Annotated in this window: 29 protein-coding genes; 16 read left to right on the top strand and 13 right to left on the bottom strand. The window is 63.8% G+C overall.

Going from position 1 to position 26,482, the window contains the following annotated elements; genetic code table 11:
• Nucleotides 1-63 precede the first annotated feature (63 nt).
• Nucleotides 64-1,632, top strand: coding sequence for a sensor domain-containing diguanylate cyclase (locus tag R9B85_RS25080; protein WP_112254012.1), 1,569 nt, complete (start codon nt 64-66; stop codon nt 1,630-1,632).
• A gap of 31 nt (nt 1,633-1,663) precedes the next feature.
• On the opposite strand, the gene R9B85_RS25085 is transcribed toward R9B85_RS25080, so the two are convergent.
• Both R9B85_RS25085 and R9B85_RS25090 read right to left on the bottom strand, forming a co-directional pair.
• On the bottom strand, nt 1,664-2,173 hold the full coding sequence (locus tag R9B85_RS25085) for a GNAT family N-acetyltransferase (RefSeq protein ID WP_423770693.1): 510 nt from the start codon (nt 2,171-2,173) through the stop codon (nt 1,664-1,666).
• Nucleotides 2,174-2,190: 17 nt separating this feature from the next.
• Nucleotides 2,191-2,904, bottom strand: coding sequence for an MgtC/SapB family protein (locus R9B85_RS25090; protein WP_423770694.1), 714 nt, complete (start codon nt 2,902-2,904; stop codon nt 2,191-2,193).
• A gap of 397 nt (nt 2,905-3,301) precedes the next feature.
• On the opposite strand from R9B85_RS25090, the gene R9B85_RS25095 reads away from it, so the two are divergent.
• Nucleotides 3,302-3,769: a sterol desaturase family protein gene (locus R9B85_RS25095; RefSeq protein ID WP_112254015.1), complete on the top strand. Its 468-nt coding sequence runs from the start codon at nt 3,302-3,304 to the stop codon at nt 3,767-3,769.
• 189 nt (nt 3,770-3,958) lie between these two features.
• Here R9B85_RS25095 and R9B85_RS25100 read toward each other — a convergent pair whose 3' ends face one another.
• Nucleotides 3,959-4,852, bottom strand: a complete 894-nt coding sequence (locus R9B85_RS25100; protein WP_112254016.1) for a bile acid:sodium symporter family protein — start codon at nt 4,850-4,852, stop codon at nt 3,959-3,961.
• Between the two features lie 184 nt (nt 4,853-5,036).
• On the opposite strand from R9B85_RS25100, the gene R9B85_RS25105 reads away from it, so the two are divergent.
• The 10 genes from R9B85_RS25105 (at nt 5,037) to R9B85_RS25150 (ending at nt 14,096) form a co-directional block, all read left to right on the top strand.
• Nucleotides 5,037-5,900 carry a Dyp-type peroxidase gene (locus tag R9B85_RS25105; protein WP_112254017.1) on the top strand — a complete coding sequence of 288 codons (864 nt, stop codon included), beginning with the start codon at nt 5,037-5,039 and terminating at the stop codon, nt 5,898-5,900.
• A gap of 455 nt (nt 5,901-6,355) precedes the next feature.
• Nucleotides 6,356-6,532 (top strand): general stress protein, encoded by a 177-nt coding sequence (locus R9B85_RS25110; protein ID WP_085625022.1) that lies wholly within the window; start codon nt 6,356-6,358, stop codon nt 6,530-6,532.
• Nucleotides 6,533-6,592: 60 nt separating this feature from the next.
• Complete coding sequence (locus R9B85_RS25115) at nt 6,593-6,790, top strand: hypothetical protein (protein ID WP_112254018.1); 198 nt, start codon at nt 6,593-6,595, stop codon at nt 6,788-6,790.
• 21 nt (nt 6,791-6,811) lie between these two features.
• Entirely contained in the window at nt 6,812-8,146 is a 1,335-nt protein-coding gene (locus tag R9B85_RS25120) for an iron-containing redox enzyme family protein (RefSeq protein WP_423770695.1), read from the top strand.
• Nucleotides 8,146-9,099, top strand: coding sequence for a methyltransferase (locus R9B85_RS25125; protein ID WP_112254020.1), 954 nt, complete (start codon nt 8,146-8,148; stop codon nt 9,097-9,099). Before R9B85_RS25120 ends, R9B85_RS25125 begins: the two co-directional genes overlap by 1 nt.
• Nucleotides 9,100-9,105: 6 nt before the next feature.
• On the top strand, nt 9,106-10,212 hold the full coding sequence (locus R9B85_RS25130; protein WP_215520880.1) for a carboxylate-amine ligase: 1,107 nt from the start codon (nt 9,106-9,108) through the stop codon (nt 10,210-10,212).
• A gap of 56 nt (nt 10,213-10,268) precedes the next feature.
• Complete coding sequence (locus R9B85_RS25135) at nt 10,269-10,856, top strand: nucleosidase (RefSeq protein ID WP_112254022.1); 588 nt, start codon at nt 10,269-10,271, stop codon at nt 10,854-10,856.
• A 490-nt stretch (nt 10,857-11,346) separates the two neighbouring features.
• Entirely contained in the window at nt 11,347-12,108 is a 762-nt protein-coding gene (locus R9B85_RS25140) for a hypothetical protein (protein ID WP_423770696.1), read from the top strand.
• A 186-nt stretch (nt 12,109-12,294) separates the two neighbouring features.
• Entirely contained in the window at nt 12,295-13,200 is a 906-nt protein-coding gene (locus tag R9B85_RS25145) for an SDR family oxidoreductase (RefSeq protein ID WP_207879312.1), read from the top strand.
• 74 nt (nt 13,201-13,274) lie between these two features.
• A complete protein-coding gene (locus R9B85_RS25150) occupies nt 13,275-14,096 on the top strand; it encodes a Ku protein (RefSeq protein WP_423770697.1) in 822 nt (273 codons plus the stop codon).
• 192 nt (nt 14,097-14,288) lie between these two features.
• Here the strand turns inward: R9B85_RS25150 and R9B85_RS25155 are convergent, their stop codons facing one another.
• From R9B85_RS25155 to ligD, 5 genes are read right to left on the bottom strand one after another with little or no spacing between them, the layout of a single operon-like run.
• Nucleotides 14,289-14,948, bottom strand: coding sequence for a glycosyltransferase (locus R9B85_RS25155; protein WP_423770698.1), 660 nt, complete (start codon nt 14,946-14,948; stop codon nt 14,289-14,291).
• Entirely contained in the window at nt 14,945-15,544 is a 600-nt protein-coding gene (locus R9B85_RS25160; RefSeq protein ID WP_207879318.1) for a class I SAM-dependent methyltransferase, read from the bottom strand. Before R9B85_RS25160 ends, R9B85_RS25155 begins: the two co-directional genes overlap by 4 nt.
• A gap of 11 nt (nt 15,545-15,555) precedes the next feature.
• Complete coding sequence (locus tag R9B85_RS25165) at nt 15,556-16,311, bottom strand: PIG-L deacetylase family protein (RefSeq protein WP_112251763.1); 756 nt, start codon at nt 16,309-16,311, stop codon at nt 15,556-15,558.
• Nucleotides 16,308-17,351, bottom strand: coding sequence for an acyl-CoA dehydrogenase family protein (locus R9B85_RS25170; RefSeq protein ID WP_112251764.1), 1,044 nt, complete (start codon nt 17,349-17,351; stop codon nt 16,308-16,310). Before R9B85_RS25170 ends, R9B85_RS25165 begins: the two co-directional genes overlap by 4 nt.
• A 51-nt stretch (nt 17,352-17,402) precedes the next feature.
• Nucleotides 17,403-19,898, bottom strand: a complete 2,496-nt coding sequence (gene ligD / locus R9B85_RS25175) for a DNA ligase D (protein WP_423770699.1) — start codon at nt 19,896-19,898, stop codon at nt 17,403-17,405.
• Nucleotides 19,899-20,170: 272 nt separating this feature from the next.
• Here ligD and R9B85_RS25180 point away from each other — a divergent pair, with 272 nt between their 5' ends.
• The gene (locus tag R9B85_RS25180) at nt 20,171-20,635 is read left to right on the top strand and encodes a phosphotransferase system, HPr-related protein (RefSeq protein WP_423770700.1); all 465 of its coding nucleotides are present in this window, start codon (nt 20,171-20,173) and stop codon (nt 20,633-20,635) included.
• Nucleotides 20,632-20,856, top strand: a complete 225-nt coding sequence (locus R9B85_RS25185; protein ID WP_215520876.1) for a metallothionein — start codon at nt 20,632-20,634, stop codon at nt 20,854-20,856. Before R9B85_RS25180 ends, R9B85_RS25185 begins: the two co-directional genes overlap by 4 nt.
• Nucleotides 20,857-21,032: 176 nt before the next feature.
• On the opposite strand, the gene R9B85_RS25190 is transcribed toward R9B85_RS25185, so the two are convergent.
• The 5 genes from R9B85_RS25190 to R9B85_RS25210 are packed head-to-tail and all read right to left on the bottom strand — an operon-like array spanning nt 21,033 to nt 25,341.
• Nucleotides 21,033-21,461: a hypothetical protein gene (locus R9B85_RS25190; RefSeq protein WP_112251768.1), complete on the bottom strand. Its 429-nt coding sequence runs from the start codon at nt 21,459-21,461 to the stop codon at nt 21,033-21,035.
• Nucleotides 21,462-21,495: 34 nt separating this feature from the next.
• Entirely contained in the window at nt 21,496-22,443 is a 948-nt protein-coding gene (locus R9B85_RS25195) for a lysylphosphatidylglycerol synthase domain-containing protein (protein ID WP_112251769.1), read from the bottom strand.
• Complete coding sequence (gene clsB, locus R9B85_RS25200; protein ID WP_112251770.1) at nt 22,443-23,645, bottom strand: cardiolipin synthase ClsB; 1,203 nt, start codon at nt 23,643-23,645, stop codon at nt 22,443-22,445. The genes R9B85_RS25195 and clsB overlap by 1 nt, the downstream gene beginning before the upstream one ends.
• Complete coding sequence (locus tag R9B85_RS25205) at nt 23,642-24,427, bottom strand: endonuclease/exonuclease/phosphatase family protein (RefSeq protein ID WP_133972890.1); 786 nt, start codon at nt 24,425-24,427, stop codon at nt 23,642-23,644. Before R9B85_RS25205 ends, clsB begins: the two co-directional genes overlap by 4 nt.
• Nucleotides 24,424-25,341, bottom strand: a complete 918-nt coding sequence (locus tag R9B85_RS25210) for a DUF72 domain-containing protein (RefSeq protein ID WP_112251794.1) — start codon at nt 25,339-25,341, stop codon at nt 24,424-24,426. The genes R9B85_RS25205 and R9B85_RS25210 overlap by 4 nt, the downstream gene beginning before the upstream one ends.
• 166 nt (nt 25,342-25,507) lie before the next feature.
• Here R9B85_RS25210 and R9B85_RS25215 point away from each other — a divergent pair, with 166 nt between their 5' ends.
• Together R9B85_RS25215 and R9B85_RS25220 are read left to right on the top strand one after the other, a co-directional pair.
• Nucleotides 25,508-25,882 (top strand): low affinity iron permease family protein, encoded by a 375-nt coding sequence (locus tag R9B85_RS25215; protein ID WP_112251772.1) that lies wholly within the window; start codon nt 25,508-25,510, stop codon nt 25,880-25,882.
• A gap of 22 nt (nt 25,883-25,904) precedes the next feature.
• Nucleotides 25,905-26,456: an ATP-dependent Clp protease proteolytic subunit gene (locus R9B85_RS25220; protein ID WP_112251773.1), complete on the top strand. Its 552-nt coding sequence runs from the start codon at nt 25,905-25,907 to the stop codon at nt 26,454-26,456.
• The last annotated feature ends 26 nt before the right edge of the window (nt 26,457-26,482 follow it).

The following is a 26,482-nucleotide window of genomic DNA, read 5'->3' on the forward strand; positions in this document are numbered from 1 at the left end:
CTGCGTGCAGATGGTGCTCAACTATAGTGAAAGGCGGCGAACGCGGTATGGCTAGGGATTTCAATGTGTGCAGCCAGGAAACAGGATGAAGACGGGCTCTTCGCGCTAACCGGCGAGGGCCGCGCCGTGGCGCTTTTCCGCCTGGTACTGGCGTTCATGCTGGTGGTGATGCTGGCCTTCGTCGTGGTGGAAGGCTGGCGTATCTGGCGCGATTACCGGCACGCCTTCACCAATGCCGAGAACATGGTCACCAACCTGGCCCGGGCCACGGCGCAGCATGCCGAAGACGCCATCCGCCAGGTCGACGCCATTACCGCGGCGCTGGCCGAGCGCCTGGAAGGCGACGGCTTCGAGCATATCGACCGGCCGCGCCTGCATACCTTGCTGGTGCAGCAGAAAAGCATCATGCCGCAGCTGCACGGGTTGTTCGTGTATGGTCCGGATGGCAGCTGGATCGTGACTGACCAGGAGGTAGTCCCGCCCAATGCCAACAATGCCGACCGCGACTACTTCATCTACCACCGCGACCATCCCAACCGCGGGATACACATCGGCTCGGTGGTGCGCAGCCGTTCCACTGGCGACCTGATCATCCCCATTTCACGGCGCCTGCAATATGCCGATGGCAGCTTCGCCGGGGTGTTGCTGGGCACCATCAAGGTGGAGTGGTTCGTGCGCTACTACGGGGACTTCAAGATCGACGAACGCGGCGCATTGGTACTGGCCAAGCGCGACGGCACCATCCTGGTACGGCGGCCGTTCGTCGAGCAGGTGGTGGGCCGCAGCCTGAGCAGCAGTGAAATTTTCCGCCTTCACCTGCCGCATGCAAGCGAAGGGGTGGCCGAAGCGGTCGCCGTGGTGGACGGCACACCACGGCTGTATGGCTATCGAGCGCTGGCCAGCTACCCGTTGGTGGTGGAAGCGGGCTTGTCGCGGGAGTCGATCGTCGCGCCGTGGCGGCACGATGCGATCAAGTCGGTGGCGGTATTGCTGCTGTTGCTGGTGGGGCTGGCGGCCTTTGGTGGCGTGGTGTTGCGCCAGTTGCGCGAGCGTATTGTCATCGAGCGGGCGCTGCACCAGGCACATCAGACCCTGAAGGCTCTGGCACTGACCGACAGCCTGACCGGCCTGGGTAACCGCCGACGGCTGGATGCAGTGTTCGAGTCGGAGCTGCGCAGGGCACGACGCAAGGGCTATCCGCTGGCGCTGGTGATGCTCGACCTGGATTACTTCAAGGCCTACAACGACCGTTATGGGCACCCCGCGGGCGACCAGTGCCTGCGGCGCTTTGCCGAGGTGCTGCAGCAGGCGCTGAAGCGGCCGGCCGACCTGGCTGTGCGCTATGGTGGCGAGGAGTTCACACTGCTGCTGCCCGATACCGATGCTCGCGGGGCGGAGCTGCTGGTGCAGGAGGTGCAACAGCTGTTGCGCCGGCAGCTGCTGGAGCATGTGGGCAGCCCACTTGGCCGGGTGTCGTTCAGTGCGGGGATTGCTGTGGGTGACCTGGCGCGAGAGGGGGTGACGGCCGAGCGCCTGATGGCCGCGGCGGATGCGGCGCTGTACCAGGCCAAGCGCCAGGGGCGGGATGGGTATTGCCTGGCAGAAAGTTCGGTAGTGGGTGTAAATGAATGAAAGCCCGGGTTGCCTGTACCGGCCCCGGGGTCTAGTTATCTACACCAAGGCGCATCGCACAACGGCCCTCAAGCCCATGGGCACGCTCGCCGGCCAGAATCTGCTGCAAGCGAGCATCCAGCAGCCCCTCATCAATCACCTCGAACCCCAACCGCGCATAGAACGGCGCATTCCACGGCACATCGGCAAAGGTGGTCAAGGTCAGCTCCCGCGCCCCCGCCTGGCGCGCCGCATCGGCCACCTGCAGCAGCAGCTTGCGCCCTACACCTTGCCCCTGGGCCTCCAGGCGTACCGAAACTTCATGAAGGTGCAGCGCCTGAGCCTCGAGCCGGGCACAGGCAAACCCCAGAATGCACCCATCCAGGTCTTCGACCACCCAGCTACCGCCTGCGTCGACAAACGCCCGGTGTGCCTCGCAATCCATCACGTCACCCTGCGCCAGCCAGGCCAGTGCCGGCCAGGCGGCAAAGGCCTGCGCAGCCGAGCGTTCGACGCCCGGTAGCCATTGAATGTCTTGATCGAGGGTAGGGCGAATGCGCATGAAGAAGTCCTTTCGTTCTAGTCTGTAGCCAGTACCTGCGGCTGCAATTGCCAGCGCACCGAGCTTACACCTTTCTCCAGGCTGACCCGGCTGACCAACTGCTCCAGTTGCGCTGGCGCCTGCGCGGTGCCCAGCAGTTCGGCGCGCACTTCCAGGCGTGCGGGGTTCGCCAGGTCTTCGCTGTGCAGTGACTGCAGCCTCAGCTGCGGGTCGCCCAGGCTTTGCAACATCAGGCTGCGGACCTGGATCTCGTCCTCGGCGCGGCAGACGATGCGCACCTCGAAATGCTGCTCTACCTCGCTGGCCGGCACCACGTCCTGGCGGTCCAGGCGCTGGGCAATATCGCGCAACAGGATATTGGCGCACAGCACCGCCAGGCTACCCAGCGTCGCTTCCAGCAGCAGCCCAAGGCTGCACAATACGCCGACCGCGGCCGTGCACCACAGAGTGGCGGCGGTGTTCAGGCCACGCACGTTGAACCCGTCGCGCATGATCACGCCGCCACCGAGAAAACCGATGCCCGACACCACATACGCGGCGACACGCGATGCGTCGGTCGGCGCCATGCCCGGCACCGCTTGGGTCATCAGCACGAACAGGGAGGCACCGGTGCTAACCAGTGCATTGGTGCGCAGCCCGGTCAAGCGCTGGCGCAATTGACGCTCGGCGCCACTCAGCGCCCCTAGCAGCAAAGCGATGCTGACGCGCAGCAGAAATACTTTCCAATCCATAGCAAACCTCTTCCACGGGCACGCGCCCGCATGAACGCCATCAGCTGGCGTGGTTGAAAAACCAGAAAATGCGCAGGACCATGGAGGGGAAGGAAGAAAAGGAGGGTTACAAGAAACCACCGTCTTGCCAGGCCGGCCAGACAGTGCAGGACACTACCTGACTAGCGCGCCACGTGGGCCTGTCGCATGCGACTGGGGCTACTGTCCAATGCAGGGCTCCTGTTCAGGGATGCAAAATTGCGTCGCGGACCTTACGCCCCGTCGCAGGCCAGGTCAAGGGTGAAAACATGACAATGGGTTCATCCGCACCGGGCCTGCAACCGGTCACGCCTGCATGGAAAAAAACGCGGGCAATCGGTACCCTTGCGCCTTCCCTTGCCATCCCCCGGACCGTTCCATGCTGTTCAATCTCGCCGTACTGTTCGGCACCCTGGTGGCCATGGAGGGCGTTGGCACGCTGGCTCACAAGTACATCATGCATGGCTGGGGCTGGTGGCTGCATCGCTCGCACCATGAGCCGCAATTGGGCATGCTCGAAACCAATGACCTGTACTTGGTGGCCCTGGGGCTGATCGCTACGGTGCTGGTGGCCCTGGGCAAGGGTGGTCATGCGCCCTTGCAGTGGGTGGGCGGCGGGGTGGCGGGGTATGGCGTGCTGTATATCGTGGCCCATGATGGGTTCTTTCACCGGCACTGGCCACGCAAGCCACGGCCGGTCAACCGCTACCTCAAGCGCCTGCACCGCGCGCACCGGTTGCACCATGCGGTGAAAGGGCGTACGGGGAGTGTGTCGTTCGGGTTTTTCTATGCACCGCCGTTGAAGGTGTTGAAGCAGCAGTTGAAGCGTAAGCGCAGCCAGTCGTGACAGGGACTTGCATCTGACTCGTGTGAGCAGCCCTCCATGATGGAACTGCATATGACCCATTGAGTCAGCACAGACCCTGTGGGAGCGGCTTCAGCCGCGAACACCGGCGCAGCCGGTGCCACGCACAAGGTTGGATTCTTCGCGGGTGAACCCGCTCCCACAGGGTACGTGGAGCGCTTGCAAAGGCCATCAGTTAACCGTTTCCCCCTTGGGCTGCGCCGCCACATGCCCGCGGCTCACCCACCAGCCAAACGCCGCTGCGGTGAAGAACATGATCAGGCTGTACAGCGCCGCCGGCACCGCCATGGTGGCGTTGTTCAGCAGCGAAGGGCTCAATGCCAGGGCAATCGCCAAGGTGCCGTTGTGTATGCCGATCTCCATGCCGATGGCAATCGCCTGGCGCTTGGGAATGTTCAGCAGGCGCGGCACCCAGTAGCCTACGCCCAGGCTCAGCAGGTTGAACAGCAGCGCGGCCAGGCCTACCACCGGCGCGTACGCAACCACGGTCTGCCAGTCCTTGGCCAGCGCCAGAACGATGGTGAACGCCAGGAACAACGCGGCCACCAGCTTCATCGGCTTTTCCATGCGCGCGGCAAAAGCGGGTGCGAAGCGGCGAATCAGCATGCCCAGCGCTACCGGCAGCAGGACGATGGCGAACACCTGCATCACCTTGGCAAACTGCAGCGGTATGGCCTGGTCCGATGCCATGAACCAGCTCAGCGACAGGTTCACCAACAGTGGCATGGTCAGGATAGCGATCAGCGAGTTGACCGCCGTCAGGGTGATATTCAATGCCACATCGCCATGGGCCAGGTGGCTGAACAGGTTGGCCGTGGTGCCGCCTGGCGACGCGGCCAGCAGCATCAGCCCCACTGCCAGGGCCGACTCCAGGCCAAAGCCGTTGGCGATCAGGAAGCACACCAGCGGCAGCAGCAGGATCTGGCAAACCAGGCCTGTCACCACTGGCTTGGGGTACTTCACCACGCGAGCAAAGTCGGCCAGGGTCAGTGATAACCCGAGGCCGAGCATGATGATGCCCAGGGCCAGCGGCAGGAAGGCGGTGAGCAAAGGCGAGGCGGTCATGGGCGGTCTCTCGGGCGAAGGATCGGGAGGAGTGTAGGTCGGCCCTGATTGATAGCTAATTGCAAAGCGCCAGCACTTGGTAACCGTTTATTACCAAGCGCAGCGGCTGGCGAGGCTGTATGCCGCGTTGCAGTGGGCCTGCAGGCGCAGTAGCATTCCTTTTTTTACCAAGGATTTTCCTGTCATGCCGTTCCAGCAAGGTCTGCTTGCCACCCCGGTGCCGGCTCACGCCCGTCACCTGTTCTTCGCCCTGCAGTCGCCCGAGGCCCTGCCTGCCGCCCTGGATGCCTTGCTGCCGCAGGTCGATGGCGTACAGTTGATCCTGGGTGTCGGCGCCCCGCTGGCCAAGGCCCTGGGCCGTGAGGTACCTGGCTTGCGCGCCTTCCCTCAGCTGGATGCTGCAGTGGAGAACCCCAGTACCCAACACGCCCTGTGGCTGTGGCTGCGTGGCAACGAGCGGGGCGACCTGCTGCTGCGGGCCCAGGCCCTGGAGCTGGCATTGGCTCCGGCCCTGCGCCTGGCCGATAGCGTCGACGGCTTCCTGCACCGCGGCGGCCATGACCTGACCGGCTATGAAGACGGCACCGAAAACCCGGTGGACGAAGCGGCCGTGCAGGCGGCCATTGGCGCCGATGGCGCAAGCTTTGCCGCGTTCCAGTTGTGGAAGCACGACCTCGAGTACTTCAAGTCGCTGCCCCAGGCCGACCAGGACAACATCATCGGTCGCCGCCTGAGCGACAACGAAGAGCTCGATGACGCCCCCGAGTCGGCCCATGTCAAGCGCACGGCCCAGGAAAGCTTCGAACCAGAGGCGTTCATGGTCCGTCGTTCGGTGGCCTGGGCAGACCAACGCGGCGCTGGCCTGGCCTTCGTGGCTCTGGGGCACAGCTTCGATGCGTTCGAGGTACAGCTGCGGCGCATGAGCGGCCTGGAGGACGGCATCATCGACGGCCTGTACCGCTTCAGCCGGCCACTGACCGGTGGGTATTACTGGTGCCCGCCCATGAGCGAGACGGGTGTCGACCTGCGCCTGCTGCTACAAGCCTGATCGCTAAACATCCAGCTTGGGCTTGCTGGCCGCCAGAAGCCGGCAAGCCAGCTCCCACCTCGACCACACCGGCCTCAAGCCATGGGCAAATACCTGTAGGAGCGGCCTTGTGTCGCGATGGGGCGCGAAGCGGCCCCAGGTTTTCAGCTTCGCAGCAAAGATTGCCGGGGCCGCTGCGCGGCCCATCGCGACACAAGGCCGCTCCTACAAGGGCCAGTGCTGGCTTGAAGAGATTTCCAAGACAGTTGCTCCCACCTCGACTGCGTTGCCATCGGCAGATCCAGCTGGCTCGCTATCGCGCGACTGACAGGCGCGCCAAATATGCTGATGCCGCTTATTTAATGCCGCTGGTCAGAACGCTTCGCATTAAACCGAATCCGCCGAAATGACTGAACTCCCAACAGGTGTACGGCAGGTAATGCCGTGCATTCCGAAGTCATACGAGGTTTAAGACCATGGCCAACAAAGAGAACAGCCGCACCGGCAACCAGCAAGGCAGCCAGGGTGGCAACAAGAACCCGGGCAACTTTGCCAATGACCGCGAAAAAGCCTCCGAAGCTGGGCGCAAGGGCGGCCAGCACTCCGGTGGTGGCCGTACCAGCGAATCGGGCCGCAAGGGCGGCCGTTCGTAAGTGAGGCTACGCAGTGCCCGGGTGATCGGGCACTGCGATTTTGCACAGAAGGAGAACCCCATGCGATTGATCCCTCTGATAACCCTGGTGGGCGCGCTTGGCTTGCTGGGTGGCTGTTTTGACCGGGACAACGATCACCCGGCGAAGGATGCCGACCAAAGCAAACCCTCCCTGCAGATGCAGCAACCCGACGACAAACCTGCTTCACAACCTGCGCCAGACCCTGAACCGATGCCTGGTCAGAAACCCAGCCAATAAAATGCGGACAAGGACTACGGCATGACGGTAATGACCCGCAAGACCGACGCGGTGATACCGGCTTCGGCAAATGGGCCAAGCCTGAAGGAGCGCTACCAGAGGTTGCTCGTGGGCGACGACAGCACGAGCACTGCATGGCTGGGCGAACAGTTGGCACACGCGCAGCGTTTGCCAGATGACTTGCCTGCAGACCCTGCTGAGCTGGAAGCCTGGAGCGCTCGCCACGCAAGCGGGGTGGCTGAAGCCTACGCCAGTTACCTCGAGCAACGCCGCCAAGGCGCACCACGGCGCTATTTTGCCAACCGCGCCCAGGCGTTGTGGTTCCTGCAGCAGGTGGCACCGACCAAGGCAGTGGACGGTGCATGGTTGCACAGTACCTTGCGACACTGGCGGGATCCGCGCTATCACGGCCTGATTCGCACCTACATGGAAGAACTGGGCAGCGGCGACCCGCGCTGCAACCATGTACTGATCTACCAACGGCTGTTGAGCCGGCTGGGTTGCCTTGAACTCCCTGAACTGGATGACCAGCGTTACCTGCAAGGCACCTTGCAATTGGCATTGGGGCGCCACGGCGATGAATTTCTTCCCGAGGTGATCGGCTACAACCTGGGCTATGAACAGCCACCGTTGCATTTGCTGATTACCACCTACGAACTGGCGGAATTGGGCATCGATGGCCATTACTTCCAGCTCCACGTGACCATCGACAACGCGGCCAGCGGGCATGCGCATCTGTCCATTCAGGCGCTGCGCCAACTATGCCCGCTCGACGACACTGGTCAGTTCTACCAGCGGGTGCGCAGCGGGTACCGCTTGAACGACCTGGGGCTCGATACCTCCAGCCTTATCAGCAGCTTCGACCTTGAATTCGAACTGCTGTCGGCACTAGAACAAAAGCGCAATTTTGGCCGATTCATGCATTCCGACCATTGCCGCTTGCAAAAGCGCACCGTCAACCAGTGGCTGGCCGAGCCCGGCGCCATGCCCGCGTTCGTGCAGGCTCTGCAGACGCAAGGCTGGATCCGCCGTGGTGAAGCGCCCACCAACAGCCGCTGGTGGGCGCTCATCGACGGCCCTTCGGCACCGATGTATGGCGTGTTCACGGCGTATGAAAAACAACTCTGGCACGACTGGATCGCGGCAGGCTGGCAAGCACGGGGTCGTCGCGTGCTGCCAGGCAGCTGGGAGGTGCAAGTGCAATTGGATGATACGCCTGCGAATCCTGCCCCGGACGCCGATATCGAAACGTTGATCGACACGATGTCCGGTAACCGCCATGCGACACCGGAAGGATTGCTGGCCACCCGGCGCTATTTGCGTGCTACCGGCCTGATCCAGGAGGTAACCCGCTGATGCTGCTCGATCCCCAACAAATCCAGGCTGACCAGGCAATGCTGCAGTTGGGCAAGCGCCTGCGTGCCGACGGCTACCGCTTCACCTGTGTCACCCCGGCAACCCATGCGCGCGTTAATGCGCGCCCGGAAGCTGGGCAGGCCAGGACAGTGCGCGATGTATTCGGCTGGAGCCGTCCGTTCCGTTCGTCACTGGTTTCTGCCGACGAGCTGGAACAAATGCGGCTGGCCCAAGTGCTCAAGGAGCACGGGGACATGCTGATCAGCACCGTGCGCTGGTCGACTATCGACGACCTGCTGCTGGTGCACTCTGCGTACCCCACCCAAGAAGCCGACGCGGTGTTTCTCGGCCCGGACAGTTACCGTTTCGCCCAGGTCATCCACGATCATCTGCAACGCACCCCGAAACGTGTCGAGCATGCCGTGGATATTGGTTGCGGCACAGGTGTGGGCGCCTTGCTGATTGCGCGTGCGGCGCCCCATGCCCATGTCAGCGCCGTGGATATCAACCCGCTCGCGCTGCGTTACACAGCGATCAACGCAGCTTTGGCGGGGCTGAGCAACGTGTCCGTGGAACCGAGTGATCTGCTCGGCGGCATTACCGGGCTGTTCGACCTTATCATTGCCAACCCGCCGTACATGCTGGATGCCGGTGAGCGTACCTATCGGCATGGCGGTGGTTCGCTCGGCGCGCAGCTGTCGCTGCGGATCGTCGAACAAGCCTGCGAGCGGCTGGGCTCAGGAGGCACGCTACTGTTGTATACCGGCGTGGCGATAATCGAAGGCCGGGACGCCTTGCTCGAAGCCATCCGCCTGCGCCTGGCGGGCCCGGAATGGTCCTGGGTGTATCGGGAAATCGACCCGGATGTGTTTGGCGAGCAACTGGACGAACCCGGTTACGAACAGGTCGAGCGCATCGCCGCGGTGGTGCTCACAGTCACCCGCAACAGCTGACGCAGCATGGCCCGACCCTGCACATTCGGCATCGAGGAAGAATACCTGCTGGTGAACCTGGACACAGGGCAGGTACCGGCCGCTCCTTCGCCAGCCGTAGTGGGGCGTTGCCGGGAGGCCTTGGGCCAGCATTTTGCCCAGGAAATGTTCCGCAGCCAGATCGAAGTGGCCTCGCCTGTGTTCGCCAACCAGTTCGAGGCACGCGAGTTCTTCCAGCACAGCCGCGAGCGGTTGAACACGGTGCTGGCCGAAGAGGGCATGGGCCTGTACGGTGCGGCCAGCCATCCCAATGCTGCCTGGCTGCGGCAGAAACCGGCTACCCCGGCGCATTACCGGCAATTGTTCGCTGACTACCGGCATGTAGCGCGGCGCAGCCTGCTCAACGGCCTGCATGTACACGTGGGCGTACCGCCAGGCTGCGACCGCATGCAACTGATCAACCGTGTATTGGGCTGGCTGCCCTTGTTGTTGGTGCTGAGTACGTCATCGCCGCTGTGGGCAGGCCAGTGCACGGGCTACATGAGCTACCGTCGGGTGATTTGCGGGGAGTGGCCGCACATGGGCTTGCCTGAGCCTTTGCCGGACTGGGCCGCCTACGAGCGCTACCGCGCATTGCTGCAACGCACCGGGTCGCTGGCCGTGGATGGCGACTTCTGGTGGGCGATCCGGCCTTCGCGGCGCTTCCCCACGGTCGAGTTGCGCATCTGCGATGGCTGCCCGCGCCTGGAGGACGCACTGTGCATCGCTGCGCTGTTTCGCCACCTGGTAGAACATAGCGTCATGTACCGGCATGACCCAGTGGCCTGCAGCCGCGAGCAGCGCTGGATCACCCAGGAAAACTACTGGCGCGCAATGCGCCATGGGCGCCAGGGCGATTTCATCGGCCTGCATGAGCAACAGCCGGTCACGGCAGAAGGTTGGTTGGCCCAGTTGCAGGAGCAATTGCCGGTCGATACGGCAGATGCCGAGCGTGCCTTCCACCATGCACGACACCTGTTGCGCCAAGGCACCCATGCCGACCAGCAACTGCAGTGCCTGGCCCAGGCCAGCGCTGCCGGCCTGGGCAGGGCGCAGGCGTTACGGGCGGTAGTGGCCGCCGGGGCTTGCAATTAGCCGGGGTTGGCCGAAAATGGCCGCGCCTTTCGCAGCCACTCGGAACCACCCGCGCCATGATGCTGATCAAGCAGTTCCCCGACATCTCCCTGGACGACACGTTGTTTGTCTTCGCCCTCGAAGCCGAGGCCGGCGATGTATTCGCTGACCTCGACACCGTGTTCACCGGCATCGGCAAGGTCAATGCTGCCATCGCCCTGACCAAGGCGATTGCCGCACGCAGGCCCAGGCTGATCGTCAACCTTGGCTCGGCCGGCAGCCAGCGGCATGGAAAAGGCGAGGTGGTGTGCTGCACCCGCTTCGTGCAGCGCGACATGGATGTGACCCCGCTGGGCTTTGCCCGCTACCAGACGCCTTTGTCGGACATCCCGGTGGTGTTGGAGCACGGGGCGCAGATCCCCGGCCTGCCCCTGGAAACCTGCGGCAGTGGTGACAGCTTCGAAATCAACCATGGCGATGCACCTTACGACGTAGTCGACATGGAAGCCTACGTGCTGGCGCTGATCGCACGTAGCGAAGGCATTCCGTTCGTGTGCCTGAAATACATTTCCGATGACGCCGGCAGTGACGCAGCGCAGGACTGGGCGGTGCAGGTACACCTGGCCGCCGAGGCTTTCAGGCGGGTGCTGTTCAGCCAGGCGTGACTGCTAGCTTGATTGGGGCTGCTTTGCAGCCCTTCGCGGGCTTGCCCGCTCCCACAGGAACCGCGCATATCCTGAGCATGGCACCAAACCTGTGGGAGCGGGCGAGCCCGCGAAGGGCCGCAAAGCGGCCCCAACAGTCCTGAAACGTGCCTTGGCCTGATATTCGGTCATTGGAACTCAGGCAGACAGTACTAGTCTTAATGTGTGGGAATATTTCCCACGCAAAGATGCTGACTGGCTCTGAAGGATCGTGCGAAAACTGAAGCTGCTCGCTGACACTGCAGATCTATGGCCGCGCCGGTTGGCTGTCCGCTCCATGAGCGGTTGCGAACTCATTGGTCATTGCGTTCGATACGGAGATGACGACGCAACTCCAAGCGGAGGTGCATCATGTTGCTCAAGAAATGTTTGTTGGCATTGGCAATAGGTGGCGTCCTGTCGGCATCGACCGTCCTGGTGCCCGCCTACATCGGTAGTTTCTCCAGCGTGTATGCCAAGGACGGTGGCGGCGGCGGTGGTCACGGCGGCAGTGGCGGTGGCGGTGGCTCTGGAGGTGGCGGCGGTCACGGCAGTGGCGGCGGTGGCTCTGGAGGCAGCGGTGGTCACGGTGGTGGCAGCGGTGGCTCTGGAGGCGGTGGCGGTCACGGTGGCGGCAGCGGTGGCTCTGGAAGTGGTCACGGTGGTGATGGTGGTGGCGGACATGGCGGCCCGGGTGGCGGCGATGGTGACCATGGTGACCATGGTGACCATGGTGACCGTGGTGGCATGGCCGGCAGAGCCCCAGGCGATGCGCATGACAACGACAACGACAACGACAACGATGCGGCAGATGCCGCCAGGGACGCAGCCCGAAACGATGCTGATGCAGCGCGGGACGCTGCCAGGGCTGAAGCAGATGCCGCCCGGGATGCGGCAAAAGCTACTGCAGATGCCGCCAGAGACGCTGCCCGAGCCGAGGCGGATGCAGCCCGCGACGCTGCAAAAGCGGCTGGCTTGGCAGGCGCAGATGAAGCCAGAGACGCTGCCAGGGACGCGGCAGATGCCGCCCGGGACGCAGCCAGAAACGAAGCTGACGCGGCCAGAGATGCAGCCAGGGCAACTGCTGATGCTGCCAGGGACGAAGCCAAAGTCGCTGCCAATGCAGCCAGGGACGCTGCCAAGGCGGATGTGGACGACGCGCCAGATGCCCCTGATGCACCGGACGCACCGGATGTCGACGCAGTCGAGGCACGGAATTAGTCGCTCTGAGTGACGTATCGACCGCTGGTCGGTGTATTGACCAGTCGGAAAAAACCATCGATGGCGGTTCACCTCGAAAACGGTAGAGCGGCCTTCGCGGGCTTGCCCGCTCCCACAGGACTACCACCCGTTTCAAGACCTGTGGCAGCGGGCAAGCCCGCGAAGGGCCGATACCGGTTTCACCAGAGGAGTGACCCCCATGCCCAACAAACCCCACGACCAGTTCAGCATGCAGAACCCGCTGACCCAGTACCCGCACCCACCGTTCCCGGCCCAAGGCCAGCCAGCGCCGGGGCTGGATGCCAACATGCAGCCCGAGCCGGACCACGGCGAAACCACCTACAAGGGCTTTGGCCGCCTGGCAGGGCGCAAGGCGCTGATCACCGGTGCCGATTCCGGCATCGGCCGGGCAGTGGCCATCGCCTTTGCCCGCGAGGGTGCCGACATTGCCCTCAATTACCTGCCCATCGAACAACCCGACGCCCGTGAAGTCATCAAGCTGATCGAAGCCGAAGGCCGCAAGGTGGTGGCCATTGCCGGTGACCTGAAGGATGAGCAGTTCTGCAAGGAACTCGTCGACCAGGCCCACGAGCAGCTCGGCGGCCTGGACATCCTGGTCAACGTTGCCGGCAAGCAGGAAGCGCGCAAGGATATCAGCCAGGTCAGCCACGAGCAGTTCGACCACACTCTGAAAACCAACGTCTACGCGCTTTTCTGGCTTTGCCAGGCCGCAGTACCGCTGATGCCGGCGGGGGCGACCATCATCAACACCGCCTCGATCCAGTCCTACCAGCCTTCAGCCACCTTGCTCGACTATGCCACCACCAAGGCCGCGATCGTCGCTTTCACCAAGGCGTTGGCCAAGCAGGTAATCGAGCGCGGTATCCGCGTCAACGCGGTGGCCCCGGGGCCCATCTGGACCGTACTGCAGCCCAGTGGCGGCCAACCACCGGAGAAAATCCCCGAATTCGGCGCGCAAACACCGATGAAGCGCCCGGGGCAGCCCGCCGAGTGTGCGCCGGTGTATGTGTTGCTGGCCAGCCAGGAGTCCAGCTACATCACCGGGGAGGTGTTCGGCGTGACGGGCGGCAACCCGCTGCCGTAGGGCAGGGCGGCTAAACCTTCGCCGCCCGTTGCAGTCGATTCAAGTATTGGCAGGCAACCCTGGGAGCACCTCCAATGGCTAGGGCAATCTGGAAAGGCGCCATCAGTTTCGGCCTCGTGCACATACCCGTGGCCCTCAATACCGCGGTGCGCACCGAGCGAGTCGATTTCGACTGGCTCGACAAGCGCAGCATGGAGCCGGTCGGCTACAAGCGGGTGAACAAGGTCACCGGCAAGGAAATCGACAAGGACAACATCGTCAAGGGCGTCGAGTTCGAGAAGGGCCGCTACGTGGTAATAAGCGAAGAGGAAATTCGCAAGGCCAGGCCCGAGGCGACCCAGACGATCGACATCTTTTCCTTCGTCGAGGCCGGCGAGATTCCGCTGCAGTACTTTGACACGCCGTACTACCTTACCCCGGACCGTCGTGGCGGCAAGGTGTACGCCTTGCTGCGCGAAACCTTGGCGAAGACCAACAAGGTGGCGCTGGCCACGGTGGTGCTGCACACCCGCCAGCACCTGGCGCTGTTGCGGCCGCTCGACGACGCGTTGGTGATGATCACCCTGCGCTGGCCCGAGGAAGTGCGCGGGCTGGAAACACTGGAGCTGGACAGCAGTGTGACCGAGGCCAAGGTGGACAAGCGCGAGCTGGATATGGCCAAGCGGCTGGTTGAAGACATGAGCGGGCAGTGGAAACCGGCGGATTACCAGGATGTATTCCGCCAGACCATCATGGACCTGGTGGAAGAGAAGGCCAGCAAGGGCAAGATCGAGACGGTGGAGAAGGGCGAGGCGACGGAAGCGGGGAAAGGTGCGGACATCCTCGACCTCACCGAACTGCTCAAGCGCAGCCTGGGTGGCAAGAAGCCGGCGAAGAAGACACGCAAAGCGTCGTGAAAGGAATCGTCACCGCAAACCAGCTCGCATGGAACTGCACATAACGCGGGGCCCCTATGGGAGCGGCTTTAGCCGCGAACACCGGCGCAGCCGGTGCCATGCACCGCGTTGAATTCTTCGCGGCTAAAGCCGCTCCCACAGGCTGCGCGTGAGGGTTGCTGGCTCATGTTCTGCCTACCCGGTACAGCCTTGTCAAACCTCCGCCTGCAGCCCCGCCAGATAATCGCCAAACCCTTCGCGGGCGCGGCTGTCGCGCCGGCTGCTGGTGGCCACGCTGTGCCTGGCGGTCCATACGATCTGCGCGCCACTGGCCTGCAGGGCGCTGACCAGCTGCACGTCTTCATGCGCTGCCAGAGGCTGGAAACCACCCACCCGATCATAGGCGTCGGCACATACGCCGAGGTTGGCCCCATGCACATGCCGATGCCCTTCACATGCCTGGTAACGGCTGTGGTACAGCTTGCGCAAGGCCGCTGTGTGCCAGGGTTGCCAAGACTCGACATGTACCGTTCCGCATACCACCTCGGCCCTGCAGGCCAGTTGCGACAGCAGCCAGTGCGCTGGTACCCGGCTGTCGGCATCGGTGCACGCCAACCACTGCGCGCCGCGCTCGACCATGTACGCTGCGCCAACCCGGCGGGCCATACCGACGTTGCCGGCATCCACCGTCAGTACCGGTACACCGAGGCGTCTTGCCACGGCGGCGCTGCCGTCGCTGCAGCGGTCCAGCACCACCAGCACCTCCACCTGGTGCCCCGCCTGCTGCGCCTGCTGGGCCGCGGCCAGTACTGCCCGCAGGCAGCGCCCAAGGCGCCGGGCCTCGTTGTGGGCCGGGATCACCACGGCAATCATGGGCAAGTCTCATCAAGGTCGACCACGCTGGGCTGAGCGGACCAGTACTCCAGCACGAAGTCCGCCTCGTCATGCTGCAACTGCAGATGCAGCGGAAGGTGCCGGGCCAGCATGCGGTGCACTTCACGCCCGTCTTGCGGGCAACCGGCGATGGGGTGCTTCCAGTGGCACGCCAGCAGCCCGCCATCGTAGGCCAGGCTGGCTACCGACTGCTCGATCACCTGCAACCAGTCGGTCGGGTCGAGGTAGTAACCCACCTCGCTCAACACGATCAGATCGAAGCGCCCACCCGGCCAGTCCGCCGGCAGCCGTGCCAGCTCCACCGAGACATTGCGCAGTCCAGCCAAGCGTTCACCGGCCAGTGCTACCGCGGTAGGGTCCAGGTCCTGGCACAACAGATTGGCACAACGCTCGGCCAGCAAGGCGCTGAGCTCGCCATTGGCACACGCCGGCTCGAACACCCGCTGGTAGCACTGGCGCGGCAGGCTGGCCATGACCAGGTCGCGCTTGCGCTTTTCGTACCAGCGGGTGCGAAAGGCCCAAGGGTCTTCACTGCTGGCGTACAGGTCAGCGAAATACTGTGGGTCGAGGCTCATGACAACTCCATTTACAGGAACACCAGTTCGAAAGGTTGCAGCAGACACTCCAGCAAGTTCGGCGGTAGTACGGGCGGGCGCGGGCCATCCGGCTCGAGTTGGCTGACATGTGCGGCCAGGGCCTTGCGCTTGCGGACCAGGCTGGCCTCGTCCAGCTGGATGCGGTGAGCGCGTGGCCATGGCAGGCGCGGGTCGTCCGGTTGCGCCCAGTGCCAGGCCCATACCGGTACTTCCAGGCATTGCACCTTGCGCATCCGGGCCGCCTGCGCCGCAGCCCGGCCGGCTGCCTCGTGGTCACAGTGGCCATCGCCGCTCCAAGTGGCCATCAGCAGGTCGTCAGGCCTGAGCAACTGGCTCAGGTGGTTGAGCAGGAACGCCTCGTTGCGCGGCAACGCGCCGTCCTTGAGGTGGAGCCGCCGCCAGTCCAGGCGGCCGAGGTCGAGGTCAAGCTGTTGCAGTGCATGGCGGCTTTCCAGCGGCCTTTGCCGGCGCAGGCGGTGTTCGCTCCAGTGGGCAGAGCCAGGGTGACTGGCTTCACCATCGGTCGCGGAGATCAGCACCAGGTCGTCTTCTCGGCCCTGGAAGCCTGCCAGCAGCCCGCCGGCCATGAGAATCTCGTCATCGGGGTGGGGAGCCAGCACTACCAGGCGACGGCCCGGTGGGCACAGCTGCTGCGGGGTGATCCAGGTAGCCCTGGCCAGGTGCGCGGCCTGCTGCCAGGCAGCCCACGGTGTACCGCTGTTCGCCTGGATCAGGTTCTCGCTCATAGCTGCCAGACTCCTGCCGGCTTTTGGGTCAACTGCTCACCGAGCGCCGCCAGGTCGCGCTCGGCATGGCTCTGGCGCAGGAACACCGGCAAGTCGGCGCTCAGCCGGGCAAAATGGTTGTCACGGCAGAAAGGAGAGGCGCCCAGCGCCCGGCCAACGTGGTGGATCACCTGTTCCACGGCCTGTTCCACCTGGGCGCGGGTGCGGCGCACTTCAAAGCTCGCGTCTGCGCCTGGCTGGCGGTCGATCCACGCCGCGCATTCGCGCAGTGCCGCCCTGGCGCCGTACAACGCCGCGTCGACCGCACCCAGGTGAGCATCGGCGTGTGGATCGGGGCGGGGGTTGCGACAGTGTTCGCGCAGGTAATCGGCCAAAGCTTCCGCGGCGCCGTACCAACAGGCCGCAATACCAGCACCGCCATGCCAGAAACCAGGGCGGGAGAGGTATTGCCCGGGGCGGCCGATGGCGATGCCAGGGGTATGGTTGAATTCGATTTCAACACTGGCGGTGGTGGCCATGCCGATGGCCTGCCAGCGTTCTATGGCAAGGCCCTGGCTAGGATGGGACAGTTCGATGGCCACCAACTGGGGCTGGTCGTGCTGGTCCCAGGCCGTGATCAGTGCCCGGTCGATCTGCAATGCGCCGGAACACCAGGCCTTGCGACCCTCCAGGCGAACCTGGTCGCCCTCACGGGCCACGATGCAGGCGCGGGCATCCGGCGGTTCGGCGGCCCAAACGCCCCATATACCCTCAGCGGCGTGGTGTGCCGCAGCGCATTCGGCAAGGATTGCCAACGCGTCGGTGTGGCCCTCGTACAGCTTGGCCAAGGCCAGGTCACAGCCTGCCACCCGGGCCAGGGTTTGCCAGCGCCGCAGGGTATTGCCCTGGCCGGGCAGGGGGAGCAGGTCGAGGTGGTCGGCTTGCAGTGCCTGGATCAGTTGCGGCAACTGGGTATCCAGGTTGAGCGGTTGCTGCCGCTCGCCGAAGGCACGCAGCAGGCGGTCGAGGTTGGTCAGGTCAAAATCCTGAACGATGCTCATGGGCTCGGCTCCTTGGTGAGGCGCTGCGGGCGTAGCGCTGCAGGCAAGCCGTCACCGGGCCAGCCCCAGTTGCTTGCGCATGCCTACGGTGATCGATTGCCTTGTCTTGGCATAATCGGCCCAGGGGTCGTCCACATCGCCCAGGCGTTCAAGCACGTTGCCGATGTTCCACTGGTTGGCGCTCTTGAGTTGCGGCAGTTCCTCGCGCCAGATCGGCACGGATACCGGCAGGCCTTCGCGGGCGCGCAGGGAATACGCGCAGGCGGTGGTCGCGCCTTTGCCATTGCGCAGGTAGTCGATGAAGATGCGCCCGATGCGATTTTTGGGCCCGGACACGGCACTGAGCCTTTCGGGGAACAGCCTGGCCAGGTAATCGACGATGCCGTGGCTGAACGCCTTGACTTCATCCCAGCCCGCCCGCCGGGTCAGCGGGACGACCAGGTGCATGCCTTTGCCGCCACTGGTCTTGAGGAATACCTTCAAGCCCAGTTCATCCAGAAGCGTCAGGGCCAGTTGGGTGGCCTCGTGCATGGCCTTCCACGGCAGTGCCGGGTCCGGGTCGAGGTCGAGGACGAAGCGGTCGGGCTTGTCGAAGTCCTTGTCGGTGGCGTTCCAGGTGTGCAGCTCGAGCATGTTCATCTGCACAGCACCCAGCAAGGTGTCGGCGCGGTTGATGACCATCGCCGCCTGGCCGGCCTCGGCCTTGTCGTAACTGAGCACGTTGGGTAGATGCAGCTGACCGGCGTTCTTCTGGAAGAACAGCTCCCCGGCCAGGCCGTCCGGCGCGCGCACCAGCGCGACCGGGCGGTCCTTGAGTTGGGGCATTATCCACTGGCTGACGGCGGCGTAGTACTCGGCGACTTCGCGCTTGGTAACGCCGCTGGTGGCGTCGACCACCCGCTCGGGGTGGGTCAGGCGCAGCTCGCCCAAGGCCTCGGGGGCCTTGGCCTGCTTGCGCGTGGGCAGGGTCTTGGCAGGCATGCTGCGCTCCAGGTCGATGGCGGTAGCCGGTTTGTCATCGCGCAGGCCGTGGAACACCGAATGGCGCACGATGCCGTCACGGGTCATCTGGGCATAGGCGACTTCGGCCAGCAGTTGCGGTTTCAGCCAGTGCACGCCCCGGGCTTCGGCCCCGGTGGGCGGGTTGGGCAGGGCCGGCCTGGCGATTTCCAAGGGTTTCAGCCGGGCATGGATGCTGGCCAGAGTGGTGGCACTGAAGCCGGTGCCGACCTTGCCGGCATAGCGCAACTCGCCGCTGCCGTTGTCGTGCAAGGCCAACAGCAGGGCACCGAAACCGCTGCGGCTGCCTTTGGGGTCGGTGTAGCCGACGATCACGAACTCCTGGCGTTGCTTGCACTTGAGCTTGATCCAGTCGGGGCTGCGGCGCCCACTGTAGGGGCTGTCGACGCGCTTGCCGATCAGGCCTTCGAGTTGCAGCCGGCAGGCACTGTCGAGCAGGGATTCGACGGGCTGGTCAAAGTCGGCGGAGTACTTGAGCAGGTCCGATTCGTTGTGTTCCAGCAAGTGCTGCAAGGTGTTGCGCCGGTCCTGCAGCGGCAACTGGCGCAGGTCCTGGCCGCCGAGGAAGGGCAGGTCGAACAGGTAATAGGTGATGTGCTCGTCATTCTCGGTGTCGAAGGCGTTCTGCAGCGCCTGGAAGTCCGCCGAGCCATTATCGTCGGCCACCACTACCTCACCGTCGAGCCAGGCCGAATCGATGCCCAGCGCACGCAAGGCGGCAACCTGCCGGGGCATCTTGCTGCTCCAGTCATGACCATTGCGGGTGAACAGGCGCACATCATTACCGTCGATGCGGGCAAGGATGCGATAACCGTCGAACTTGACCTCGTAGCGCCAGTCGCCATTGGGCGGGGAGTCGACCAAGGTCGCCAGTTGTGGCTGCAACTGCGCCGGCAACTGCACCTTCGGGGCTTTGCTGGGGGCCTTGCGACGTGGCGCGGCGGCCTTTTTTGCTGCCGGTTTGCGCGGCACCAGCGTGCGGTCGCTGAGCACGCTGTCGGGCTGGGCGTCGACAATGCTGTAGTCGGCTTCGCTGCGCGCCTGGCCGTCGTGCGACTTGACCAGCATCCACTGTTCCTTCTTGCCGGCCAGGTGGGTGCGGAACAGGTTCCATACACCGCCGAGCTTTTCGCCTTGCAGGCGGAAACGCAACTTGCCCTTGGCATAGGCCTCGCGCGCATCGCCTTCGGGTTCCCAGATGCCGCGATCCCAGACGATCACATCGCCTGCACCGTAATGGCCTTCGGGGATATGGCCTTCGAAGTCGGCGTAGTCCAGCGGGTGGTCCTCCACGTGCACGGCCAGGCGGCGCACCTTGGGGTCCAGCGACGGCCCTTTGGGGATGGCCCAGCTTTTCAGCGTGCCATCGAGTTCCAGGCGAAAGTCGTAATGCAGGTGGCTGGCATCGTGCTTCTGGATGCAGAACTGCAGTGCGTGGGCCCGCTTGCCACGGCTGCGCTTGCCGCTGGGCTCGGGCGTGGCATTGAAGTCGCGCTTGCGTGCATATTCCTGCAGGGGCTTGGCCATGGTGGGCTCCGGGCGGTTCGCAGTCTCTAGACTTTGTACGAAAAGTGCCTGCGCGACGATCATGCTGCGTTGAAAACAGGCACGGAATGCTCATTTACAACCCGTAAACTCCGCTTCCTCGCCTGTTTTCGCCTTGCCTGATCGCCGCTCGGCGACTTTTCATACAAACCCTAAGCTGGGAGGCAGCGGCCTGGGCGGTAGTTCAAAAAAACTCTGAATCTTCCAGCAGCAGGTGCAGTCGACCGAATGAAGCCACCTGACGGAGAAGGCACATGGCCCGAGCAGATGAACCGAAGCCGTATACCCCCAGCGAAATCGACGACACCGAAGACCGCATGGGCAGCGTGCATGAACTGGACTTCGACGAGCGCCTGGACGAGCGCGAGGGGCGTGTGGGTGACGAGCGACCAGCCGCGGACGTGGCCCGCGAGTTCCCGCCCCGGCGCGTAGCCGAAAGCGGCATGACCGGCGGCGAGGCGTTGAGCGACAGCCTGCACGAGGACAATGTCACTTATGACGACCTGAGCCCGGACACCTTGCTGGACGAAACCGGCGCCCGCGACCCGCATGAACCGGGCGGCAGCGGCGGCCCGGCAGACAAGACCCTGCGGCGGGTGGAGGCCAGTGAAATTGGCGGCGGCATAGGCTTGGACGAAGCCGAACTGGCCCGCTCCGCGCCGCTGGATGGCGAACCGTGGACCGATGATGTAGTCGATGACGAGGAGAGCAAGCCATGAACGAACTGCGTTGTGCCTGTGCAGATTGTTCCTGCACCGTGGATGCCAATGCCTTGCAGCTCGAAGGCAAGGTGTATTGCTGCGAGGCCTGCGCCAGCGGGCATCGCGATGGCGAGCCGTGCCGAATGCCTGATTGCCACTGTGGCGAGAAAACCGGAGAAAGCGCGGTGGACAATGCGCTGGACGAGACTTTCCCGGCGAGTGACCCGATTTCGCCCTGATGCCTGACCCTACCTGCGGCCAGAACATCAATTGATGCCGCTGTTCTGAATGTCTGTTCTGGCCCTATCGCCGGCAAGCCAGCTCCCACAGGGATAACGCAGTCCTTGCGGCCAATGCGGTCGGTGTGGGAGCTGGCTTGCCGGCGATAGGGCCGGTACAGGCCATAACAGACGGCTCAATGAGTCTGCCAAATGCCATTGCTACGCTCACAATCAGTGCGGGCCTGGCCCAGGCTGGGGGTGTCGTAGTAGTAGGTGATGACCCGCGCATCCTTGGGCAATGCCGGCCTGTCACCGCCGGCGGCCTTGGGGTTGGCCAATGCTTCCTGGGTCAACGGTGCGATGCAACTGCCAACGCTGCCATCCGCACAACGCGCGACCTTGTGCTTTTCGCTGTTGAGCATGTCCTTGTTCTCGTTGCTGCACGACCAGTTGATCGCCTCGGCGGGCAGGTTGCTGTAGCTGTAACAGCTGTGCCGCTCCACCGGCGTTACCGCCTCGCTGGAGGAACGGGTGAGCACATTGCAGGCTTCGGCCAAGGCCTGGCCGCTGACCAGGCTGGCCACCATCAGGATGAACATCGGCTTCAAGACAGCGCCACGCATTTGCCACCTCCCGGGCCAATGGCCCTTGTCAGCTCTAGGCAGGCTTGTCGCGCCGGCGCATGGCCTTGGCGCGCTTTTCCAGGATCAGGTAGGTAAGCACCGCCAGCAACAGCGGCACCAGATAGTACAGCGTGCGGTACCCCAGCAGGGCCGCCACCAGCGTACCCTGGGCAAGCTGCCCGTGCAGCAGGGCCAGGAACACCGTTTCCAGCACACCCAGCCCGGCCGGGATATGCGCGACCACACCCGCCACGCAACTGATCAACAGGATGCCAAGTATCGATGGATAGAAGGCTTCGCCAGGTAGCAACCAGAAGATCAGCAGTGCCATCAGCGCCCAGTTGCTGGCACCCAGTACCACCTGACACAGCGCCAGGCGCAGCGATGGCAGCGTTACCTCATGCTCGCGCCAGCGCCAGGTGCGCTTTTTGGCGAAACCACAGGCCAGCAGGTAGCCTGCGGCAATCGCCAGCAAAACCAGGCCGATCAGTTGCAGTCCGCTGGCGCCGACCGCCCAGTTGGCAGGCAGCTCGACCAAGCGCAAGGCGAACACCGTGCCAGCCAGCAGCATGTAACCCATCCAGTTGGTCAACAGGCCCAGGGTGATGATGCGGGTGATGGTTGCCGTGTCCAAGCCCAGGCGGCTGTAAAGCCGGTAGCGCAAGGCCACACCACCCACCCAGGTGGTGAAATTGAGGTTGAAGGCATAGCACACGAAGGCCACTGGCAAAACCTGGCGAGCCGGCAGGTGGTGGCCGGTGTAGGCCCGGGCCAGCAGGTCGTAACTGGCGAATGTCAGGTAGCTGCACCCGGCCAGCGCCAGGCCGATGGCCAGGGTGCCGGGCTTGTAGGCCAGCAACGATTGGCGTACCTCGTTCCAGTCCAGGTTGCGCGCCAGCAGGTACAGCAGCACAGGGATCAGGATCAGGAATGCCAGGGTGAACAGCCGTTTGCCCCAGGTTTGCCAGTGTTTTCGCGCCATCAGGTCTTGCCCTCGTGATAGTCACCCTGAGCCTCGGCTTCTGGTTGCAGCGAACGCAGGTGCTGGCGGTGCGCCGGGAACCAACCGGCAATCCGCGGGAAATGGCGGATCACGTGGAAGCACAGGAAAATCAGCGGCGCGCGCCACCAGTAGCCGCGAACCATGCGTTCCAGGGTGACCGGCTTGCATTGTTCGCGGGCCAGCGCCTGCAGGTGCTGGTTGAGTTGGTGATTGAAGGCGCGATCACGGATGAACAGGTTGGCTTCCAGGTTGAACGACAGGCTCAATGGGTCCAGGTTGCTGGAGCCGACCGTAGCCCACTGGTCGTCCACCAGCGCCACCTTGCCGTGCAACGGCCGCTGGCAGTACTCGTGAATGGCCACACCGTCGCGCAACAGGTAGTTGTACAGCAGCCGCGACAACGCCCGCACCCAGCGCATGTCCGGCTGGCCCTGCAGGATCAGCCGCACCTCCACGCCACGCCGGGATGCATTGCGCAGTTCGCGCATCAGCCGGTAGCCCGGGAAGAAATACGCATTGGCCACCACGATACGCTGCCGGGCACTGCGAAACGCTTGCAGGTAATGGGCCTCGATATCGGTGCTGCGCACCCCGTTGTCACGTTCGACCAGTACGGCGCTGCAGGTACCGGCAGGCTCGGTCAGCGGCCGTACCGCGCTGGGCGGCTGCAGTACCGGCGACATCAGGCGCTTGCTGGCGGCATGCACCTGCGCCACCACCGGGCCGGCGACCTCCACGGCATAGTCCTGCTTGGCCATGGCACCAAAGTCGCCCAGGTGGTCGGCGCTGTAGTTGATGCCGCCAATGAACGCTCGCTCGCCGTCGATCACCACGATCTTGCGGTGCAGGCGCCGGAACAGGTTGGTGCGCATGCCCACCAGTCGCGGCTGCGGGTCGAAGGCGTGGAAACTGACCCCGGCATCGGTCATGGCCGCGATGAACGGCGCAGGCAGGTCGGCCGTGCCGTAGCCATCCACGGCCACTTCGACACGCACTCCGCGGCGGGCGGCATCGATCAGTACCTGCTGCAATTGCTGGCCAACCTTGTCATCGAAGATGATGAAGGTCTCCAGCAGGATTTCCTCCCGTGCCTGGGCCATGGCCTCGAACACGCGGGGGTAATATTGCTCGCCATTGATCAGCAACTGCACGCTGTTGCCGTCTACCCAGGGTCGGTTCACAGGTTGATCTCCGATGCCAGAGGGGCGTGGTCGGAAAGGTGCGACCACGGGTATTTCGACAGCACCTGGGCACTGCCGGGCATGGCGTTGCGCAGGTAGATGCGGTCCAGGCGCAACAGCGGCAGGCGCGCCGGAAAGCTGCGCGCCGGGGTGCCGAAATGCTCGCCGAAGGCTTCTACCAGGTGTTCGCACAGCACCGCATCGGCCTTCAGCCGCCAATCGTTGAAGTCGCCGGCAACGATCACCGGCGCCTTGGGCGGCAGGCTGTCGAGCAGGTCCAGCAGCAGCTTCACCTGGCGTTGCCGGTGGGCCTCGCGCAGGCCCAGGTGCACGCACACCGCATGCACCTGGTCATGGCCCGGCACCTCCAGCTGGCAATGCAGCAGGCCGCGCTGCTCGTTGCCCTGCACCGAGACGTCGAGGTTGTCGAAGCGGCTGATGGGGAATTTCGACAGCAGTGCGTTGCCGTGGTCACCATGGGGGTAAACGGCGTTACGGCCGTAGGCGAACTGCGGCCACATGCTGTCAGCCAGGAACTCGTACTGTGGCGTCTCCGGCCAGGCTGGGTGGCGCAGGGCATGTTGCTGGTGGCTGCCGTGCACTTCCTGGAGGAACACCAGGTCGGCACCGGTGGCCCGCACCGCTTCGCGCAGCTCGGGCAGGATGAAGCGCCGGTTGAAGAAGGTGAAGCCCTTGTGCACGTTCAACGTCAGTACATTCAGCCGATGCACGGCGGTGATCTTGTCGATGATGCAGTGCGGGGCAGGCAGTGTCCTGTTCACAAGGTCACCTCCGGCACCACGCCAGGCTCGGTCATCAGCTCATGGTCCAGCGACAGCTTCTGCAACAGGCGCCGGGCGTCATACGGCGCATGCACTTTCTGGTCGTTGTCGAAATAGCAGTAGACGTCACGGGCGGCGCGCCGTGGCGGCGGCCCGGGCACGACCAGCTGGGCATCGTCGGCCTGGCCGCCCTGGCTCCACAGCTGGATGCGCTGCTTCCAGCGCCGCAGCGCCTGGGCGGTATAGCCACTGCTGTACAGCTCGACATCGCCATGCAGGCGCATGTACACGAAGTCGGCGGTAAGGTCTTCGACATACGGCCATTTCCCGGCGCTGTCAGCCACAACCAGCGCCACCCGGTGCTTGCGCAGCAACTTGATGAAGGCTTCGCACAGAAAGCTTTCGTTGCGGATTTCCACGGCGTGGCGCAGCCGAGCATTACCCTTGATATCAGTGCTGCCGTTGCCCTGCAGGCGTTGCGCACAGCCCTGTGCGCATTCGCGCGCAGCCTTGCGGCTGTGCGGTAAAAGTTCGAGAAAACGGGCGAACCGGGCCTCGTCGAACTTCATGTTCGGTGGAAACTGCCACAGGAATGGGCCCAGTTTCTTGCCGAGCAGCAGCGGCCCGGAAGCAAAAAAATTGGCCATGGGTTCTTCGATGTCCTTGAGCCGGCGTACATGGGTGATGTAGCGCGGGGCCTTTACCGCGAACACGAAGCCGGGCGGTGTTTCGTCATGCCAGCCCCGATAGCGTTCGGGCGTTTGCAGGCTGTAGAACGAACCGTTGATTTCAATGCTGTTGACCGCTCGCGAAGCGAACGCCAGTTCGTCGTCCTGCGGCAGGCCCTTCGGGTAGAAATCCTTGCGCCAGGGGCCGTAGCGCCAACCAGAGATGCCGATGCGGATATCGCTCACGCTGCCTTCCTCATTGCCGGGTCCTTGTTCGGTCACTCTGAAGGTGCGACTGGTGAACAGCGGCCAGGGTTCAGCACGGTTGACCAACGGAAAAGGCGGATGCCGCGTTGAACTTTGTGGCCCGCGACGTTTCCACCCAATAGTTGCTACGAGGAAGGGTGCCAGGATGAAATTCGACCGTTTCGCCCAGTGGCTGGCCAATTGGGCCGGCCGCCCGCTGACCTTTGGCATCGCCTGCCTGCTGATCCTGAGCTGGGCGGTGACCGGGCCGTTGTTCGGCTTCAACGACACCTGGCAACTGGTGATCAACACCTCGACCACCATCATCACCTTCCTCATGGTGTTCCTGATCCAGAACACCCAGAACCGCGACAACGACGAACTGCACATCAAGATCGATGAACTGTTGCGCACCACCCAACAGGCGCACAAGGCGCTGCTGGACCTTGAAGACATGGATCCGGCCGAGCTGCATGCCCTGCGCAAGCAGTACCGGCAGATGGCCGGGCAGGGTGACGATGCGCAGAAAACCAAGGAATGACCTGCCAACACCGGAGGCAAGCATGGCCAGACATATCGTCCACTTCACCGGGCCTATCAACTCATCCACCTGCGGCAACCTGATCAACACCTGTTCGCGGGCGTTGCAGCAAGGCGCCGATGTCCTGCAACTGAACATCGCCACCATGGGCGGCGAGTGCAGTTACGGGTTTACCTTGTACAACTTTCTGCGGGCGTTACCGGTCGCGGTGCATACCCACAACCTGGGCACTGTGGAGTCCATGGGCAACATCCTGTTCCTGGCCGGGGAACGGCGCACGGCATGCAGTTACAGCAAGTTCCTGTTCCATCCGTTCCACTGGACCTTGCATGGCTCGGTCGACCATTCACGCATGGCCGAATATGCAATGAGCCTGGACTACGACCTGCGGCTGTATGCACAGATCGTCGCCGAGCGGACCGAAGGGGCGGATGAGGTGCTGGATGTGCCACGTTATCTGATGGCCTACCCGCGAATACTCGGGCCCCGGGAGGCACTGGCGAACGGGATGATCCATGCCATAGACGAGATGCCGATCGAGGTGGAGGCCTGCCAGTGGAGTGTGCATGCCTAGCAGTTTGCAGGGCAGGCCTCTTCGCG

The sequence above is a fragment of the Pseudomonas sp. NLJ1 genome (assembly GCF_049486705.1).
In the GTDB taxonomy this organism is placed as follows: Bacteria; Pseudomonadota; Gammaproteobacteria; order Pseudomonadales; family Pseudomonadaceae; genus Aquipseudomonas; species Aquipseudomonas inefficax.

Excerpts from the sequence above, each read along its gene's own strand:
- R9B85_RS25125 (WP_112254020.1), top strand. The coding sequence starts at position 8,146 with ATGCTGCTCGATCCCCAACAAATCCAGGCTGACCAGGCAATGCTGCAG.
- R9B85_RS25190 (WP_112251768.1), bottom strand. The coding sequence starts at position 21,461 with ATGCGTGGCGCTGTCTTGAAGCCGATGTTCATCCTGATGGTGGCCAGC.
- R9B85_RS25130 (WP_215520880.1), top strand. The coding sequence starts at position 9,106 with ATGGCCCGACCCTGCACATTCGGCATCGAGGAAGAATACCTGCTGGTG.
- R9B85_RS25110 (WP_085625022.1), top strand. The coding sequence starts at position 6,356 with ATGGCCAACAAAGAGAACAGCCGCACCGGCAACCAGCAAGGCAGCCAG.
- R9B85_RS25085 (WP_423770693.1), bottom strand. The coding sequence starts at position 2,173 with ATGCGCATTCGCCCTACCCTCGATCAAGACATTCAATGGCTACCGGGC.
- R9B85_RS25165 (WP_112251763.1), bottom strand. The coding sequence starts at position 16,311 with ATGAGCGAGAACCTGATCCAGGCGAACAGCGGTACACCGTGGGCTGCC.
- R9B85_RS25150 (WP_423770697.1), top strand. The coding sequence starts at position 13,275 with ATGGCTAGGGCAATCTGGAAAGGCGCCATCAGTTTCGGCCTCGTGCAC.
- R9B85_RS25105 (WP_112254017.1), top strand. The coding sequence starts at position 5,037 with ATGCCGTTCCAGCAAGGTCTGCTTGCCACCCCGGTGCCGGCTCACGCC.
- R9B85_RS25160 (WP_207879318.1), bottom strand. The coding sequence starts at position 15,544 with ATGAGCCTCGACCCACAGTATTTCGCTGACCTGTACGCCAGCAGTGAA.
- R9B85_RS25220 (WP_112251773.1), top strand. The coding sequence starts at position 25,905 with ATGGCCAGACATATCGTCCACTTCACCGGGCCTATCAACTCATCCACC.
- R9B85_RS25090 (WP_423770694.1), bottom strand. The coding sequence starts at position 2,904 with ATGGATTGGAAAGTATTTCTGCTGCGCGTCAGCATCGCTTTGCTGCTA.
- R9B85_RS25095 (WP_112254015.1), top strand. The coding sequence starts at position 3,302 with ATGCTGTTCAATCTCGCCGTACTGTTCGGCACCCTGGTGGCCATGGAG.
- R9B85_RS25170 (WP_112251764.1), bottom strand. The coding sequence starts at position 17,351 with ATGAGCATCGTTCAGGATTTTGACCTGACCAACCTCGACCGCCTGCTG.
- R9B85_RS25135 (WP_112254022.1), top strand. The coding sequence starts at position 10,269 with ATGATGCTGATCAAGCAGTTCCCCGACATCTCCCTGGACGACACGTTG.
- R9B85_RS25115 (WP_112254018.1), top strand. The coding sequence starts at position 6,593 with ATGCGATTGATCCCTCTGATAACCCTGGTGGGCGCGCTTGGCTTGCTG.
- R9B85_RS25180 (WP_423770700.1), top strand. The coding sequence starts at position 20,171 with ATGGCCCGAGCAGATGAACCGAAGCCGTATACCCCCAGCGAAATCGAC.
- R9B85_RS25185 (WP_215520876.1), top strand. The coding sequence starts at position 20,632 with ATGAACGAACTGCGTTGTGCCTGTGCAGATTGTTCCTGCACCGTGGAT.
- R9B85_RS25195 (WP_112251769.1), bottom strand. The coding sequence starts at position 22,443 with ATGGCGCGAAAACACTGGCAAACCTGGGGCAAACGGCTGTTCACCCTG.
- ligD (WP_423770699.1), bottom strand. The coding sequence starts at position 19,898 with ATGGCCAAGCCCCTGCAGGAATATGCACGCAAGCGCGACTTCAATGCC.
- R9B85_RS25100 (WP_112254016.1), bottom strand. The coding sequence starts at position 4,852 with ATGACCGCCTCGCCTTTGCTCACCGCCTTCCTGCCGCTGGCCCTGGGC.
- R9B85_RS25080 (WP_112254012.1), top strand. The coding sequence starts at position 64 with ATGTGTGCAGCCAGGAAACAGGATGAAGACGGGCTCTTCGCGCTAACC.
- R9B85_RS25140 (WP_423770696.1), top strand. The coding sequence starts at position 11,347 with ATGCCAAGGACGGTGGCGGCGGCGGTGGTCACGGCGGCAGTGGCGGTG.
- R9B85_RS25120 (WP_423770695.1), top strand. The coding sequence starts at position 6,812 with ATGACGGTAATGACCCGCAAGACCGACGCGGTGATACCGGCTTCGGCA.
- R9B85_RS25155 (WP_423770698.1), bottom strand. The coding sequence starts at position 14,948 with ATGATTGCCGTGGTGATCCCGGCCCACAACGAGGCCCGGCGCCTTGGG.
- R9B85_RS25215 (WP_112251772.1), top strand. The coding sequence starts at position 25,508 with ATGAAATTCGACCGTTTCGCCCAGTGGCTGGCCAATTGGGCCGGCCGC.
- R9B85_RS25145 (WP_207879312.1), top strand. The coding sequence starts at position 12,295 with ATGCCCAACAAACCCCACGACCAGTTCAGCATGCAGAACCCGCTGACC.